Below are 17,421 nucleotides of genomic sequence, written 5' to 3' on the forward strand. Positions count from 1 at the left end.
GGCGAAGCTGAGCGGGCAAACCGCGCAGGGCGAGTGGCTAAGCTCAGCACGAGTCGCTCAGTAACCGCGTAGTCAAAGTATTGGGCATTGGGCATCGATGCACTGGTAATTGTGCACGGGGCACTGGGCATTGGGCCTTGCTAATTGGTAGTAAATAACAAATGCCTAATAACCAAGGAGTAATGACTAATGACTAAACTAACCTTTTTAGTGTCTCTACCAGCACATCTTGATTGAAAGTACCTTTAGGAATATAAGCATTTGCCCCCGCATCAGCCCCTCTTTTTTTATCTTCATCCGATGCCAAAGATGTCACTAAAATTATCGGCAACTCACTGTATTCTTTTTGCTCCCGAATCTTAATAGTCAGGGCCAAACCGTCTAAATTTGGCATTTGTATGTCAGAAATCACAGCATCAAAATCGCGAGTTTTCAATTTATGGAAAGCATCCAATCCGTCTACCGCAGTCACAACTTCGTAACCCGCACCTTCCAGGATGCGCTTTTCTTGAGTGCGCGTGGCGATCGAGTCTTCTGCTAATAGTATAACTTGTTTTCGGCTGGCAGTCTCAAGTTGCGATCGCGCAATCCCAACCCCACGAGACGAAACTTGCTGGCGTACCGATTTTATCAAATCGTGGGGATTGAGTACCATACAAACTTCTCCCGTAGCGAGAATTGTGGCACCCGAAACATTTCGCACCCGTTTCAGCAATTGACTTTGAGGTTTCATCACCACATCCTGTTCATCTATCAAAGCATCTACAAATAATCCCAATCTTTCCTCCCCTACTTTCAAAACAATACAAGGCATTTTTGAAGTTGAATTTTGTAAGTATTTTTGATTTATTATCAGAATTTCGCTCCCGGTTTCCTGTCTCAAAGACCGAGTTTTGTGCCACCCTTGTCTATTGTTTAATTCTAGTAAATCTGTCAGATGAGCAACTGACAGAGGCTGACCCTTTGAAAGTATAGTTTCCTTGCCTTCTATAGCAAATATCTCAGACTGAGACACCTGTTGTGCTGTGTCTACAAACTCGACTGGCAGAGCATAAGGAATGTCTTCAACTACGACAATTAATACATTTGCTGTAGCTAAGGATGTGCTTATTTGCAGCCTCAAAGTGCATCCTTTTCCCGGTAAAGACTCTACTTGAATACTACCTTTTAGGGCTTCAACATTAGTGCGAACTACATCTAACCCCACCCCGCGCCCCGATACTTCGGTAACAAATTTTTTGGTCGAAAAGCCCGGAGTAAAAATCAAATATTGTACTTGAGTTTCGGTCATTTCTGCCAGTTGTTCAAGCGTACAAATATTACGTTTTATAGCCGTTTGTTTAATGCTCTCTAGATTTAGTCCCCGGCCATCATCAGCAACTTCAATAATAATATTGCTGGCAATATTATAGCCTTTGATTCGGAGAGTAGCCACGGGAGGTTTACCTAGTTTTTTCCGCTCCTCAACAGTTTCAATACCGTGGTCGATCGCATTTCTAATCATGTGCATTAAAGGGTCTTTCATTTCCTCTAAAATGCGTTTATCTGCTGTAGTTTCGCCTCCTTCAATCACTAATGCAACTTCTTTGCCTTCCCGTTTCGCTAAGTCTCGTACAGTTCGAGGAAATAAATTAAAAATAGTAGACAAAGGCAGCAGTCTCAGAGTTCGAATTCCTGATTCTAATGCCTCAGCGATTAATTCGAGTCTGGCAGTATCTTCATAAACTCGATTTCTCAAGCGGTTTACTAAAGTTCCTAGACGTTCTAAACGTTCTTCTGTACGTTGATAGTAATCCTGCAATTGGCTAAATTTACCGTTGGCTTTAATACCGTTTTCATCTATTTGCATCCGATCAACAGTCAAGCTCGTTACAAAATATTCTCGGCTCCACTCTTCCCACAAAGTTGTAATTTGTTCGAGCTCTGCAACTCGGTGTCCTAACCGAGTTTTTGTGACAGTAAGTTCCCCAGCTTGAGTCATTAAATCGTCTAAATTTTGAGTAGCAACGCGAATGGTTTCAATGCGGTAATATGAGGTTGATGATGCACTAACTGCCGACTGCGAAGCCGACTCAGTGGCGGGCCCAGAAGGTGCAGGCAAGTTTTGAGCTTGCAGTAGAAATTCTGGCTTGGATTGTAGGGGTAAAAAAGATAAATTTTTCTCTGAGTTAAGGACTTCAGAAGTTTCAACAATTGTTTCTAGTTCTTTGGTAGAAGGCTCAGTAAATTGCGCTTCTACCAACGGTTGTTCTGGTATTTGTGAAGATGAGGTATCTACTATTGAGGCGGCAGCCTGTGGCTGTAACTGACTAGAAGCACCCATCATGCTAGCAAGGATGTAAAAAGTATTAACGCCGGAATCTTCGCCGGTAACGGCTTCGTTAACGAGTTTTCGCATGGCCTCTAAACCTTGCGAAAGTCGATCGCTAATATCTGAATTTAGTGGAGTTTCTCCCCGCTTGACACCTCCCAAAATATGCTCCATTTGATGAGCTAAAGATGCTATATTTTTTACTCCCAGCATCCCAGCATCACCTTTAAGAGAATGGGTTTCCCGCAACAATTGTTCTAACTTAGCTAAGTCGTCTGGATGTTGTTCTAAGTACAGCAATCCGTCATCGAGTTTCTGTAAGTGTTCTTGACTAGCGACTTTAAATACATCTCGAAGTTCTTGATCTTCAATCATCATATATGTTGTTGAGTAATAGGTAAGCGAGCATGGCTCATGGGTAATTGGTAATGATAATTCAGTTGAATACTCAGTCGATAGCTAATGACTAATGACTAATGACTAATGACTAATGACTACACGACTTCTTTAAGATTAAAGGCAGCTTCTGTGAGTTGTTGAGTACCGATTTTAACTTGATTAATGCCGCTGACTGTTTGAGACGCAGATTCCTTCATAGAACTCATGGCATCACCTACTTGCTGAATTGCGATCGCCTGGTGTTTAACATTAAATGAAATTTGCTGGTTGCTAGCAAACACCAGATTGCAAGCTTCCCTCACACCCGTAAAAGCTTCTGCCGTATCTTGTGCTGTTTTCACCCCTTCTGCAACCGTTTTGCGACTATCTTCAGTTGCTTTCAACGTTGAGTCGATCGCGCCCTTAATTTCTGGAATAATACCATTAATTTTTTGTGCTGCTTGTTGGCTTTCATCGGCTAACTTACGAATTTCGCTGGCTACCACCCCAAAACCTTTACCGTACTCGCCGGCTCTGACTGCTTCAACAGCGGCGTTGAGAGCCAGCATATTAGTTTGGCTGGCTAAATCGCTAACCAAACTTGCGAGAGTCGATATATTGCCAATCTGACTCGTGCTGTCGTCGAGTCGATGATTTTGCTTAGAAATTGCCACCACAGCTTCTCTAAGATTCAGCATTTGATTGAGAGTTTGATCTACCTTTTTAGTACCTTCTTCGGCTAGATTTAAAGCTTGGCGAGCGGCAACGGCAACAGACTCAGCTTGCTCGGCTGTTTGCTGAGAAGATCTGGCCAAATTTTCTAGAGTTATAGTTGTTTGATTAACCGATACAAATTGCCTATTTGCTATTTCGTCTTGCCTGTTCATATTAGATTCTATTTGCAGTGAAAATGATGATATTTGGTAAATCAGCCCCCGAATCAAAGCCACAATTTTTTGCAAAAAAAACCATCCAAATCCCAGCACCACAGCCAGGGAAACAATAGTAATTACCGCAGCTATTTTTTGAAGAGAATCAATAGAATAAAAGAGCAACTTTTTTGGGGAAGTATCCACAATTACTAAAAATTTATTTGTAGTTTCTTTGCTCGGAAAAACTGTATTATAGCTAATCACTAGATCCCTCTCATCAATATTTCCCTGACCACCTGAGAGTATTTTAGCAACAATGTCTCCTGAATAATCATTTTTGACATTTTCCTTAGTTTTGAGTTCAAATCCCCATGCTTTGTTAGGATTGGGATGAGCCAGATAATACCCATCTTGATTTAAGATAAAAGATTGGTCTGATATTTCAGGATTGAAATTTTCAACCATATTGATCAGAGTGCTAGCCAAAGCATTAGTAATGACAAAGCCTTGTCTTTCTCCTTTGGGATTAAAAATTGGAGTTGCGTAGCGAATTGTTGGCTTGTAAGGAATTTCTATTTTCCCCCTTTCCTTATTCAGATTTAAGGAAGACACGTAGACTTCTCCTGGTTTTAGCTTCATAGTTGCCGAGAAGTAATCTGTGTCTGCTTTATTTTGTAGTTGAGAATCTGGAATAACTTTGATATTTGTGCCGTCAGAATCTACGCGCACGATCTCCTTACCGCTATTATCTATGTAACGCAATTGCATATAATATGGCTTAGCTTCCATCATGGATAAAAATGTGAGTTGCATTCGATAAACCCAATCTTTATAAGTTGAATTCGTTTGTTTGTCTACTCCATTTCCTTCTCGAGCTCTAATCATTCCCTGAACTGGGGGAGTTTTTCGGAGAAACAAAATATCTGCTCTCAGATTTTCAAATTTGTTAATCATTTGATTAGCGGTAGAATTAACACTGTCACTAAGGGTTATTAATGCTAAATTTTGTAGTGCTTCTGTTGAAGAAGAAATTCCATACCAACCAACAATAGATACTGGAATCAATGTACTTAAAATTAGGAGGAGGAGCAGTCGGTTCTGCATTTTCTGGAAAAATTTGTTCATCATTGGTTACGGGGAAGTGGTTACTGGGAAATTGTAAGCTCGCATAGTCTAAGTATAGGGAATTGGGAAATTGTAAGCTCGCATAGTCTAAGTATAGGGAATTGGGAAATTGTACCCTCGCTTAGCCGAAGTATAGGAAATTGGGAATTGGTAGTAAATAAAAAATACCAACTCCCAAATAATAACTCACAAATCACAACTAACTACACTGCTGATTTGAGATTAGCTTGGGATTTGCCCAGAAATAAGTTATTACTCCCGTTAGTATGGCTGGAATTGTAGCGATGCCGATCGCCAAAGCAATTGATTTAATTTTTAAGGATATATTTCGCCTTTTTTGGGAACTCCTCATAATTCATTGCTCTCCTACAAAACTGCCTTCAAATCTAAGGCTGCTTCATTCAATTTTTGAGTACCTACTTTAGTTTGACTGATACCGCAAGCGGTTTGGGCTGCGGCTTGATTGAGAGAGTTCATAGCTTGCACTACCTGTTCGATCGCGATCGATTGCTGTTTGGCGTTCAGCGAAATTTGCTGAGAGCTCAAAACCACATTGTTAATGGCATTGGCAACTCCTGCAAATGCCGCTGCGGTTTCTGAGGCAATATTCACGCCCGATTCCACTGTTTTAGTCCCTTCGTCTGTCACCATTACTGTTGAGTTAATCGCCTTTTGAATATCAGCAACTAATAGATTAATTTGCGCTCCTGACTTTTTACTGCGATCGGCAAGTTTGCGAATTTCTGACGCCACCACGCCAAAACCCTTGCCGTGTTCTCCCGCCCGCACTGCCTCAACAGCAGCATTGAGTGCTAACATATTAGTTTGATTGGCCAAATCGCTAACTACAGTTGAGATATTACCAATGTGATCTGTTTGTTCGCTCAACTCTATAATTTGTCCTTGGATATCCTGAACTTTAGTTTTTAGAGTTGCCATTGCTTCTAAAGTTTGTTCTACAGCTTTTGTGCCACCTCCAGCTAAATTCAAAGCTTGCATTGCTTGAACCACTGCTGTTTCTATCTGCTGTGATGTTGCCCTGGAAGAGGCTCCCAATTCGTCCATTGTAGTAGTAGTTTGATTTACTGAAGCTGCTTGCTGACTTGCCATGCGTTCCTGTTCTTCCACGGTGGCTGCAATCTCAGTGGAAGAAGCGGCGATCGAGCTAATTGCGCGATCGATAGTTTGGGCAATGCCTGACGAAATCAGCCAAGCTATAACCGCACCTAACACCAATAAAAACACAGAACCAAATACCAATGCCGAGAGCAAGAAAACTAAAGATTGCTTCGTTCTTTCTGTAGCTTGATTAATGGCTTTTACTTCTATGTCGCGAAATTGCTTATTTAGGGTCACAAATTCTTCCACAAATTTTGTCTGTTTTCCTGTGTTAAATATAGCCAATGCTTCGGCTCTCTTATTTTGTTGTACTAAAACAACTATTTGGTTAGAACCATCATAATATTCTTGGCAGAGATCTAACATCCTGTCTAAACGACTTCTCTGTTCAGGATTTTCGATTTTCAAATCCGCACTCTTACCCGACTGAAGAGCTAATTCTCTCCCGCTCTGAAAATCTTGTAAAAAGTTCGGATTTTTATTAATGAAATACCCCCGCATTCCCCGTACCATTTGTTCAGCACCTGTGGACATATCATTTGCGTATCTGATAACATTTTCGATTCTTTCTACTTCTTGAAAATTATTCAATACCTGATTAGTAGTTGTATAAACTAGCAGAGGAAAACCCAAGTATATAGTTGCTGGTGCTACATATGCAAGCAGCATTCTATTTCTAATATTTAATTTGATTAACTTAGAAAACATATTTTTCTCCTTAATTTAAGCACGTGCATACACGCATTAGATTGCTTAGTCAAATCTCGCTTGAAAAGCGCATTTAGTATAACTCAATACGGTTTGGTTAAAACTATGTGTTCCTCAGAGATCCCCCTCGCATCCCCCGCATCGTTACGGAGACTTTGAGTAAGTTCTTGTCCCTCCCTTGAGAAGGAGGGCTAGGAGGGATCGAGCTTAACTCAACCGTATTGTGGTATAACTAACTTCTTTAGTCCTGGACGCATTTCAAGATAATTCTCTCATGCTGAGTCCCAATCCTTATCAGTCCTGATCTCTGCGTTGGATTGCGATTGCGAAGGAAATGAACTATCAAGCCAGATGCTTCACTTGACTCATGACACATCTGCTTTGCGTAAGTCCTTTACTGGATTCAAACCTCTTCATCAACAACTACTCCTCCTTTTGTCAGCAGTTTTTGCAAGTTCAGAATAGCCATCATTTTTTCCCCGTAAATAGCTGTCCCCCGTAGATATTCGCGGTTGGCAGAATGCAGCGCTGCCGGAACAGCAGCAATTTCCGACACATTTAAGTATATAATATCTAATATTTCGTCAACAACTATACCAGCGACCAAATCCGCCACTTCAACAACGATCGCCTTAGAGAGATAATTGGCAGCCTCCGACATATTGAAAGACATATTTAAAGCACTGCGAATATCAATTAGCGTCACAATTTCTCCCCGCAAATTTATATTTCCCACTATGCGATCTGGAGTGCAAGGAACCGGAGTTACTTGACCAATGTCAGTAAATTCGCGGACTAGATCCAAATGAATACCAAAGTATTCGCCATTCAAAGCAAACACTGCCAAAGACATATTAATTGCAGCATCATTTTCCTCCTCGCCTCGCCGCCTCAAATTATTAGCCCGCGATTTAAAAATTTCCTTTTCTTCCGGCGTAGCCTGTGGACAAAAAACTTGACTCTTGCTCAAAATTTTAGGATTTGCGCCTAACAATTTTGCATTTATTTGCCACTGTAAATTTTCCCTGTCTGCCTCACCTCCTCTTTCTTCATTACCTGCATTGCTTGGAGAAACAGGCCAGCTTTCCTCTGACTTTTCGGGAGAATATCGAATTAAGTGATCGAGATTCAGCAGCATGATAATATCGTCTTCGCAGCGGGCCAGTCCAGCTACAAAATGATGAGAGGCTTCTGAATTCTCTCGTCCGTAAGATAGCTGCAGAGTGATGGCATCTTCTGAGAGTTCCTTAACTTCGCGAACTTGATTGACAATTATACCGAGTTTCGATTCTTGCCACTCTATGACGATCGTACTATCTGTCACAGAATACTCTTGCCAAACGTATCCAAAACGAAGATTCAGATCCATCACGGGCAGAATTTCGCCCCGAAGGTCGATCGCCCCAACAATATCTTGAGGTGCTTCTGCAATTGCTGTCAACTCCGGCAGAAAGAAAATTTCCCGAACGTAGCAGGCTTCTATACCGCAGAGAAAACCGTTCTGTTCAAAGATAAGATACGGTTTAGTTTCCATATTTTAGTGTACAGTTTCTTTACTGTATAAGTTTAACAATTTTTTTTTTACATTCATCAGCACTTGACTAGCTGTCATTTTACCCTGTGAAGCTATGGGAGTGTTGGGCGGTAGTGCTTTCAGGATTTCACAAGATGAATTGTACATTTTAAGAGCTCTTTTTACTTGACCTTCTTTATTGTATATATTCCCTAGTTCTATATAAGCTGAAACAAAAGATGGACACATATAAATAGTCCTCTTTAATAAATTTTTTGCAGTTTCCAATTGCCCCTGTTCTTCAGCAATTTGAGCTTGTAAATAATCAGTATATACTGATCCAGGCTCTACTTTCCTAGCTCTATTACAGTATTCTATTGCCTGAGAATAATTGCCGGAATTTGCCTGAACTTGAGCGATTAAAAAATAAGCATCAAAATTAGGCCCCTGCAAGTCTATTGCCTCTTGTGCCTTGTTGATAGCCTCAGCATAATCTTGATTTTTAAATAATTGTTTAGCCTCTAAAATTAGCATTTGAGGCGTTTTATTTGGAGTAGTTTCTGCTATTATTTTTTGTGTAACTGACACCGCATTGTTCCTCAAGCCGTCCTCCAGATAGGGAGAGGGCAGCATCTTCCCCAGCGGATTACTTATGTTTAATACGGGCGGAATCTCGGAAAAATTGCTGTTAGTAGTAAAACTAGGTGGCATTGTTTGCCCTGTTAGCAACTCACCACTATCATCGCCCATAGTATCTGCTTTGGGGAATTCCCGAAATACCGAGTTGGCTTCCCCTACCGTCGCAACCCTAGACTCTATTTGACAGCCTTCCTCCTGTACTGCATCCCGACGCTGATACACCACCGACTCCGGGAAAATCTTAGGCTGAAACTCGTTCATAATTTGACCGTAAACTTCAGCGTGACCGGTCATTAAATATCCTCCCGGTCTCAGGGTCTTGGAAAATTTTTTCAGTACCAGTGAAATATACTTATGTTCAAAATACACAAAAACGTTTCTACACAAAATTAAGTCTATGTTATAAAGATTTTGGTAAATATTAGGAAAGTCATCTGTGATTAAATTTAAACAGCTAAAGTTGACACTTTCGCGCAATTCTAGATTAATTTCCCAATCATTTTGCCTCTGATGAAAATACTGCTTTTGTATCTCCGGTTCAACCAAGCGAAACGACCAATGACTGTAAACTCCCTGGGGCGCTTTTTTGATTACTTTTTCATTGATATCTGTACCTAAAATTAATATTTTCCATTGCTCCCAATCGGGAATCAACTGTTTTAAAACAATAGCTAAAGAATAAGGTTCTTCACCTGTGGAGCAGCCCGCACTCCAAATTCGCAGTGTCGGCTGCATTCCCAAGGTCTTGTGCAAGTTTCTTTTCTGCTCTATCAATTCAGGAAAAATTACTCTTTTTAACAGAGCAAACTGTCCTTTATCTCGCATAAAATAACTTTCAATTGTTGTTAATAGCAATACTAATTCTGCCCATTCATTTTTACTTTCCCAAGTTTGGGCGGTTAAAAGTTTATAATATTTTTCGGGTTCTGCAATTTTTTTGGCTCTCATCCGAGTCAGGACTTTATGAGACAAACCCGATCGATCTTGGGACCTAATTCGCACCCCAATCTCCGTAGTAATTAAGTTGATAAATAGCTGAACTATGGAATCATTCATGTCAACTCAGGTAGATTAATTTAATAATTTGGGAAGTGGCAACTTTTAGTGATCTGGTGCTGAGTTTGTGCTGAGCATAGTTGCTAGCCAGCAGCTCGTCCGTTCGTAAAGCCGAAGGGAGCTGAAGGGAAGTGCGTAGCTGAACTATTGGGAATTGGGGTACTTGTAAGCTCGTGTAGTCGAAGTATTGGTAATGGGAAATTGGGGAATTGGAAATTAGAAATTGAGAATTTAGCCGCTCGCCTGAAAAAGAACACTGTCACACCACATCATATCAGAAACTTGCCAGCTACTTAAAGGAAAAAGGCAAAAGGTCAAAGACAGAACCCAGGAAAAAATTATCCCTTCTGCCTTCCACCTTCTGCCTTCAAAGGCACTAATCTCCCAATTTAAGCTGGATATATCCGCAGGCGGCGATTAGGTTCTTCCCCAAAACTGTGGGATTTCAGGTGATAGTGTTCCACAAGTTCGTGCTGCATTTTGCGGACGTTGGGAGAACGGGGCAGGAGTTCCACCGGCTGTCCCTTCGGAATGACAATTTGCTCGACTGCTAAGCGCGTTTCTTCGAGAGCTTCGAGCTCGTCAGAAGAACCGCTGCGGGCGAATAAGGCGAGGTCTGCCACTTCCGGGGTAGCTGGGTCATCCATGTCCAACAGGCGCCGCAAAGCTCTCGCTACGTGGGGAATAGTGGCGGCCTTAATTGTGTGCAGGGGAACTTGGCGAGTTTTGGCCAAGTGCCTCAATTTCGACTGGTTCCGAACGTTCGATCGCAAAGCCAAAACCACGTCAGCACTCTCAATATCCTTCGTCAGCAGCACCGGCAGGTTCAGCGTCGAAATCACCTGTTCGAGCTGGTGGCGAGGTATGCCGTAAGGATAAACGTGGAGGGGCAAATCTTCGCCGTTAGGGCCGACGTTTTGGGAATAACGTCCGCGCTGCTGGGGTACTGGTTCCAGGGACAGCGATTCTTCGAGCAGTTGCTCGAAATACCGAGTTTCAGCAACCGGCGCGCTGTTAGTAGCAGCAGCAAATTTCTCGCCTGGAGCGGGCATCGGCACCATTTTGCCAGCACTCCGCCACCCAGAGATCGGTGTGACGGGCCGGATTGCCGATACCGCAGCCGGGCCACCGGAAGCTGGCATCCCCGGAAACCGGGCGGGGGGAGCGGCTGAGTCGCGCTCGATAATTACTTCTCCCGTCTCGCTGACACTTCTGATTTGCTGGTTGGGTTCGCGTCCCCGCAGCAGAGTGTCGATCGAATCTGCAACTCGCTCGTGTATTACCCAGCGCTGGCGTTCCAGCATTTCGACGGCTATTTCAAAAGTTGGCGGTGATTTGCGCTCCAAAACCGTCTTTTGAGAACCGCGCCGCCTTGCTTCGTCATCTCCCAGCGTCACCGCTTGGATGCCCCCAATTAAATCTGCCAGAGTCGGGTTTTTCATCAAGTTTTCGAGCCGATTCCCGTGGGCGGTACCGACCAACTGCACGCCCCTTTCGGCGATCGTCCGAGCCGCCAAAGCTTCGAGCTCCGTGCCGATTTCATCAATCACGATCACTTCCGGCATATGGTTTTCCACTGCTTCGATCATGACTTGGTGCTGCAGCTCGGGGCGGGAAACTTGCATTCTGCGAGCTCTGCCGATCGCTGGGTGGGGAATATCTCCATCTCCGGCAATTTCGTTGGAGGTGTCGATGATTACCACCCGTTTTTCCAAGTCATCGGCGAGCACGCGGGCTATTTCGCGCAGGGCCGTGGTTTTGCCAACCCCGGGGCGGCCGAGCATCAAAATTGACTGACCGGTTTCCACCAAATCGCGGATAATGCCGATCGTCCCGAACACAGCGCGGCCCACCCTCAACGTCAAGCCGATAATCTCGCCGCTGCGGTTGCGAAGGGCGCTAATTCGGTGCAGGGTTTGCTCGATACCGGCTCGGTTGTCGCCGCCGAAGTGGCCGACTCGCTCGATGCAATAGTTGATGTGTGCCTTGGAAACCGGCGTTTGGGAAAGAGGTTCGGCCAAGGATGGAAAACGAGCTTCTGGTTGGCGGCCCAAATCCATGACAATCTCAATGAGATTGTTGCGCTGCGGGTGCTGCTCTAAGGGCTGCCGGATCTCATCTGGCACGATGTCTAATAATCTGTTGAGGTCGTCTGTAATCTGCATTCGCCTCGATGTGTTCGGTGACGTTTTCAACTTTTTAGTCATTAGTCATTAGTCATTAGTCATTAGTCATTAGTCATTAGTCATTAGTACCAATTCCCAATTCCCAATTCCCAATTCCCAATTCCCAATTCCCAATGACTAAAATTCTTTGATCTGGGAAACTAGAGAACAAGCTAAACTCACGGCCTCTGAGAGAAGTTCTGGGACGGCTTCGAGCTGAGGTAGCCGAGATGTTGGAACTCCGGCTGCTGGCAGCGCGACTGCCACCGGAACGGCATAGGCTCGATCGGTCTGCATTGTTTCTAACTGTTCTAAAATTGGCGATAGCAAAACCCTGGCATAGCTACCGTAAGCTACACCTGCAATGTATGGGACAGGGGGAACTGACAAATTTTTCCCGCCATCCTTCATCAGTCCCTCGGCTCTCAACTTGCTGACAGTGTGAGCATTAGTGCCGCCTGCAAGTTGCACGTATCCCGGCAACTGGGCCGCCAAAACTTTTTGACCGAGTTTGACTGCGGCTCTAGTAGTTCCTGTTCCGATATCTCCGCTCATTGGTCTACCGTCCGTTTGCCAAATTAGGGGACAAGGAAGGGGGGAAATTATTTGATAGAGTGTCCGCAAATAATCAATCAAACCGTCTCCATCGGGGCAACTAATTGCTATTACCTTGAGTTGAGCGACCCAGGGAGCTATACTCGACCAAAGTCGCGCAAAATCTGCCTCTCTGCCTACTTGCGTGTGGATTTCTAGGGCATCCGCACCTGATTGCAATATTAAAGGTGCGATCGCGGCGGGAGCAGACACGTAAGAACGAGTATAAATCAGTTGGCTCGGACAAATCGGCAGACAGCGACCGCAGCCATAGCATTGCTGGTCTATCACCCCGGAAAAACCACTGCCAGCACTCTGAAAAACTATTGCTTCGGCTGGACATATTTTTTCGCACGGCCGCCAGCAGTCCGCCGGACAATCGGCTGGGTTGAATTCGGCTTTGCGAAAATGCGGGTCTTCCCCATCGTTTAAACTCACCATCAGCAACGGCAACCCTTTGCCGCCAAACCTGCGGTTTTGGGTTCTTGCCTGTAAGTCGCTGGCCACTTGTAGGGCTTCTTTCGCTGCGGCGACGGCGGCGGGATCTGCCGCGACATCGATACAGTCAGCGCCTGCTAAGGTGTAAGCCAAGGTGAGATTCCGTACAGCAGGCAGGTGTTGAAAGCTCGCCCCACAGATCAGCTTGAACCAATGGCCATCTTTTAATGAGTTTAGGGGATGATAATGTTCTGTCACCCTTATATGCTAATCCTTTGAGCTAAAAATTACTATGTGAAAATTTCTACTTAATTTTAAAATTTAGGCTGATACAAGCTGGAAACGCTACTGATAGCAGTAGCTCTGGTGCTATTGGCTCTATATGTAGAGTTCAGCCTTAAATTTTTTTCCTAAATTTGATTTTTTGGAGAGCGACTGCTGAGGGGGGATTTGGAGATGGGGCGATCGGCTTGAGTTACAGACCGACTCTCTATCATATCATAGTTGGGTGGATTTGGCAAGGAAAAAGAAGGCTAGAGATTTTTTTTGAAGTGGTCGTGCAGTGGCAGTTGCCATAAAGTTCGATCGAGCATTGAACCCCATCGACGAACCGCAGATGAACAGTCTCCCTGACTTGAAGCTACATTCATCTGCGTTAATCTGCCATTCAACTCACATCTTGCACCATTCTCGCTTAACAGGCTGTCCGGCCTGTTCCACAAAGAGTGAATTTTCTTGTGGAACAGGCCGAAAAGCCTGTTCCTAAACAAGTAATTGAGAATGGTGCAACATCTCAGATTCAACGAGCTCTACTACTTGCTCAGCCGCTTGTAAACCGTAGCCAAAGCATGGCTATCCCCCACATTTCCCGGAAACAAAACAACAGGTAAATTGGGAAACAGAGGATGCTCTGCCTCGGTTTTTACCACCGAACAACCGGCAATAATTTGACCGATTTGCCTGACACTTTTCAGCGACAAACCTGTACTCAAAACATCATTAGAAGTAATACCGCCCTTGCTAATCAAAAACCCGATATCGGCAGGCAGTCCCCGCACGATATCCATCAATAAAGCAGAAACCGCCTCTCCAAATTTTAACCTAATTTCTGCATTGTCAAATTCGAGTTCCTTGCGGCTGGTATAAATTACAGGCGTTTTACCATCGGCATGAGAAGTGCGGGCTTTTTCGAGAATTTCATCGAGCATTTGGGTGCGATACTCTGGTGAATCTTCTAACAAGTGAGATACATCTATCTCAATGCTAACTATATTGGGTTCTTTTAACAAGCGCTCCAATTGTTCAGTAGTTTTTTTAACGTGGGAACCAACTATTACTGCACCCGGTTTGCCATCCCTCACATATTTTGCCATTTCGTCGGCTGCTACTGGCTGCGGGCCGAGGTCAGCTAAGGATGTTAAAATACTCGCCGCGCTGCGGAATAAAAACTTTTTTCCTTGACTGACTGCATTGAGAATGTGTGTGGCAAATTTGTCTAAATCACCTTGGCTTTGGCCGTCAACAACCGCACATTGGTTGTCTGTCATATCCATCAGTCGATCTAAACTTCCGTAGCGAATGTCTCCGAGTAAAATGCGATCGACTGCATCAGCGGGGATGCGACCTTTGGTTTTTTCTTCTACATAGTCTGGCAGGTAACTGTGACTGTACCCGAAGACTGAATCTTTGGCAAATTCGGTTTCGTGTACTGGTGTCGGGACGCTGTTAACTATTAGGTAGTGCACGCTGTGGCGGGTAATTCTGCCTCCTTCAAAAAAGGCGGGAATTAGAAAATGGGCGTCGAAGGGGCCGAGTTCTTCGGCGATCGCGTCGGTTTCGATGGGATAGTGACCGCGCAGGGTAGAATCGGAACGGCTAACTATTAGGAAGTCTTCGATTTTTTCGCTGGCGATCGCCTTTTTTAAATTTTGGCACACTTCGCGGGTGACGGAGGCTGCTTTTTCGGGAGTTAGCGATCGAGTATTTGTCAGTATGAAGAAAATCGGGCACTTGTCCCGCAGCCCCAAACGCAGGGTGTCTTCGTCCCAACGTGTCAGCAGCAAGCAACTGTGCACGGTTTGAGAACCTGTCGGATCGTCGTCGAGAACTATAATCTTGGGTTTGGCAGAAGACATACTGACCTGGTTGTTAACGTCACCTTTCCAAGATATCCTTACCTGTTACGTAATAGGTAAAAATTTACAATAATTATGATATTTTTTCAACAATTCTCCTAATTCATAATTTTAAAAATGTCTTTGAGTTCGAGTGGAACAGGCATCCTGCCTGTTGCGGTTCAGTAAGCTGCATATTGCTACTGGGTAAGAGGCGCACGCAGCAGTGCACGCTACTAACTTTTGCCATTTTTAAAATTAGCAGCGTTTCGATCTTGCAACTTTTTCATTTCTGCTTGAACTCCCACGGCTACTTGCAAAGCTTCGTTGAGCAATCGCCCCGGCTGGCTCGATTTATCGCTAATTTGCAGGGCATTCAAAGTTCTCAAATTATTGGCAAACAATTCGGAGTTAGTAGCGACAAATTTTTTGTTTTCCCTGAGAATTCTTTCGGTTTTCAAAGCTCGAACTAAATCGTCTCTGATTAGCTGCAAGGCTTGAATGACTTTTGCCCGATCGCCGATTTTGACTTCCGCATTGCCAGCATCTTCTATCTTGTCATTAATTTCAATCGCTTTGATTATACCATTATAGCGATCGACATCATCAAAAAGATTGATTAAATGTTGGTTTTGCCGACTGCACCAAATTTTCCAGGCATCCTCCAAGATTAAACCAACTATCGCAGCGAAGTGAAGGACGAACCACCACACATACGCCCTAGGAAATATCGCAACCAGCAGCCAACAACTGATTAGAACCAAAACAATTAAACCGACAGTTTTCAAAGCTTCGCGGGCAAACTTAGTCGCTGTCGGCGGCCGGTATACGCGATCGGGCCCGGCGCCTGTGAGGTGCTTGAGCTCACCTACAGTAATTTCTAATCCCTGAATGTCAGCTCGCATAAATCTTTACAAATATATGTTAATTATAAAGTTTTGTAGTAGAACAAGGGGCTCGTCTACAATAAACCTAACACTTTTTTCAGCGAAAACTGCACTATGTCCGCACGTCCTATATACCTCGACAACCACGCCACAACCCCCGTAGATCCACGGGTACTTGATGCGATGCTGCCGTATTTCACCGAACAATTCGGCAACGCAGCCAGCATCAGCCACGTCTACGGCTGGGAAGCAGAAGCAGCGGTAAAACAGTCACGACAAATCATAGCAGAAGCGATCAATGCTTCTCCCGAAGAAATTGTTTTTACCAGCGGTGCAACCGAAGCAAATAACTTAGCGATCAAAGGTATCGCCGAAGCTTATTTCAGTAAAGGAAAGCACATTATCACAGTAAAAACCGAACACAATGCAATTCTCGACCCCTGTACCTATTTGCAAAAATTGGGGTTTGACATCACGGTTTTACCGGTGAAAAGCGACGGGCTGATTGATATAGGCGATTTGATCAAAGCGATTCGCGCCGAGACAATTTTAGTTTCAGTGATGACGGCTAACAACGAAATAGGCGTCATTCAGCCGATCGCAGAAATTGCAGCAATTTGTCGGGGAAATGACATTCTTTTCCACACAGATGCGGCACAGGCGATCGGCAAAATTCCCCTCGACGTAGAGGAGATGAATATCGATCTAATGTCCTTGACAGCCCACAAAATCTACGGGCCAAAAGGGATCGGTGCTCTCTACGTGCGCCGCAACAAACCGAGAGTGCAGCTAGCGCCACAAATGCACGGAGGAGGCCACGAAAGGGGAATGCGATCTGGAACTCTCTACCCGCCGCAAATAGTTGGGTTTGCCAAAGCAGTAGAATTAGCCATTGCGGAAATGGAGTCGGAAACAGAACGAGTGGTTAATTTGCGGCAGCGTTTGTGGGAAAAATTGAGTGAATTGGGCGATGTTTTTCTCAACGGTCACGCTACTAAGAGATTGCCGGGGAATCTCAATATTAGTGTAGCCGGGGTTGACGGTCAAGCGTTGATGTTGGGTTTGCAACCGGCGGCGGCAGTTTCTTCGGGATCTGCTTGCACTTCGGCGAAAATATCTCCATCTCATGTTTTAGCAGCGATCGGGCGATCGGACAAATTAGCCTACGCTTCAATTCGCTTTGGCATTGGGAGGTTCAATACCGCTGCTGAAATAGATGCTGTCTCCCAACACGCGATCGCAACTATTACATCTCTCCGACAAGCTCAAAAAGTGATGAGTTAGAAAGATCATTCGGCGGTTGAAACCGCGTCTACACAAACGAAGTCCGCCTCCGCGGACTAAGAGATAAAGCAGGTTTTAAACCCTGATTTGGTATTAAAACTTTCCTATTTCTTCAGTCTCGCGTTGCGCGGACTTTGTTTGTGTAGTAGCGATTTCAATCGCCGAGTATAATTGGTAAGCTGTTGTGCATTTAAATTGTATATTTCGAGTCCCGCTCA

10 protein-coding genes are annotated in these 17,421 nt (G+C 44.3%); 1 reads left to right on the forward strand and 9 read right to left on the reverse strand.

Translation table 11 applies throughout. From position 1 onward, the window contains the following. Positions 1-193 precede the first annotated feature (193 nt). The 9 genes from QUB08_RS13695 to QUB08_RS13735 all read right to left on the reverse strand — a co-directional run bounded on the left by QUB08_RS13695 (position 194) and on the right by QUB08_RS13735 (position 15,937). Positions 194-2,686 (reverse strand): hybrid sensor histidine kinase/response regulator, encoded by a 2,493-nt coding sequence (locus QUB08_RS13695; RefSeq protein ID WP_333225283.1) that lies wholly within the window; start codon positions 2,684-2,686, stop codon positions 194-196. Between the two features lie 119 nt (positions 2,687-2,805). Then, positions 2,806-4,446, reverse strand: a complete 1,641-nt coding sequence (locus QUB08_RS13700) for a methyl-accepting chemotaxis protein (RefSeq protein ID WP_333225214.1) — start codon at positions 4,444-4,446, stop codon at positions 2,806-2,808. A 606-nt stretch (positions 4,447-5,052) separates the two neighbouring features. Next, positions 5,053-6,474, reverse strand: coding sequence for a methyl-accepting chemotaxis protein (locus QUB08_RS13705; RefSeq protein ID WP_333225215.1), 1,422 nt, complete (start codon positions 6,472-6,474; stop codon positions 5,053-5,055). A 442-nt stretch (positions 6,475-6,916) separates the two neighbouring features. Beyond that, entirely contained in the window at positions 6,917-8,047 is a 1,131-nt protein-coding gene (locus QUB08_RS13710; RefSeq protein ID WP_333225216.1) for a chemotaxis protein CheW, read from the reverse strand. Between the two features lie 3 nt (positions 8,048-8,050). Then, the gene (locus QUB08_RS13715) at positions 8,051-9,721 is read right to left on the reverse strand and encodes a CheR family methyltransferase (RefSeq protein ID WP_333225217.1); all 1,671 of its coding nucleotides are present in this window, start codon (positions 9,719-9,721) and stop codon (positions 8,051-8,053) included. Between the two features lie 389 nt (positions 9,722-10,110). After that, the gene (locus QUB08_RS13720) at positions 10,111-11,886 is read right to left on the reverse strand and encodes a R3H domain-containing nucleic acid-binding protein (protein ID WP_333225218.1); all 1,776 of its coding nucleotides are present in this window, start codon (positions 11,884-11,886) and stop codon (positions 10,111-10,113) included. Between the two features lie 138 nt (positions 11,887-12,024). Beyond that, positions 12,025-13,176, reverse strand: a complete 1,152-nt coding sequence (gene ldpA / locus QUB08_RS13725) for a circadian clock protein LdpA (protein WP_333225219.1) — start codon at positions 13,174-13,176, stop codon at positions 12,025-12,027. Between the two features lie 554 nt (positions 13,177-13,730). Beyond that, positions 13,731-15,053 carry a four-carbon acid sugar kinase family protein gene (locus tag QUB08_RS13730; protein ID WP_333225220.1) on the reverse strand — a complete coding sequence of 441 codons (1,323 nt, stop codon included), beginning with the start codon at positions 15,051-15,053 and terminating at the stop codon, positions 13,731-13,733. Positions 15,054-15,268: 215 nt separating this feature from the next. Then, entirely contained in the window at positions 15,269-15,937 is a 669-nt protein-coding gene (locus QUB08_RS13735) for a hypothetical protein (RefSeq protein WP_333225221.1), read from the reverse strand. Positions 15,938-16,033: 96 nt separating this feature from the next. Here QUB08_RS13735 and QUB08_RS13740 point away from each other — a divergent pair, with 96 nt between their 5' ends. Beyond that, a complete protein-coding gene (locus tag QUB08_RS13740) occupies positions 16,034-17,203 on the forward strand; it encodes an IscS subfamily cysteine desulfurase (RefSeq protein ID WP_333225222.1) in 1,170 nt (389 codons plus the stop codon). Positions 17,204-17,421: the final 218 nt, after the last annotated feature.

The sequence above is a fragment of the Microcoleus sp. BR0-C5 genome (assembly GCF_036705045.1).
Taxonomy (GTDB): domain Bacteria; phylum Cyanobacteriota; class Cyanobacteriia; order Cyanobacteriales; family Microcoleaceae; genus Microcoleus.

Coding starts and splice junctions, on each gene's coding strand:
- QUB08_RS13705 (WP_333225215.1), bottom strand. CDS start 6,474: ATGCTGCTTGCATATGTAGCACCAGCAACTATATACTTGGGTTTTCCT.
- QUB08_RS13715 (WP_333225217.1), bottom strand. CDS start 9,721: ATGAATGATTCCATAGTTCAGCTATTTATCAACTTAATTACTACGGAG.
- QUB08_RS13735 (WP_333225221.1), bottom strand. CDS start 15,937: ATGCGAGCTGACATTCAGGGATTAGAAATTACTGTAGGTGAGCTCAAG.
- QUB08_RS13695 (WP_333225283.1), bottom strand. CDS start 2,686: ATGATTGAAGATCAAGAACTTCGAGATGTATTTAAAGTCGCTAGTCAA.
- QUB08_RS13700 (WP_333225214.1), bottom strand. CDS start 4,446: ATGATTAGAGCTCGAGAAGGAAATGGAGTAGACAAACAAACGAATTCA.
- QUB08_RS13740 (WP_333225222.1), top strand. CDS start 16,034: ATGTCCGCACGTCCTATATACCTCGACAACCACGCCACAACCCCCGTA.
- QUB08_RS13710 (WP_333225216.1), bottom strand. CDS start 8,047: ATGGAAACTAAACCGTATCTTATCTTTGAACAGAACGGTTTTCTCTGC.
- QUB08_RS13730 (WP_333225220.1), bottom strand. CDS start 15,053: ATGTCTTCTGCCAAACCCAAGATTATAGTTCTCGACGACGATCCGACA.
- QUB08_RS13720 (WP_333225218.1), bottom strand. CDS start 11,886: ATGCAGATTACAGACGACCTCAACAGATTATTAGACATCGTGCCAGAT.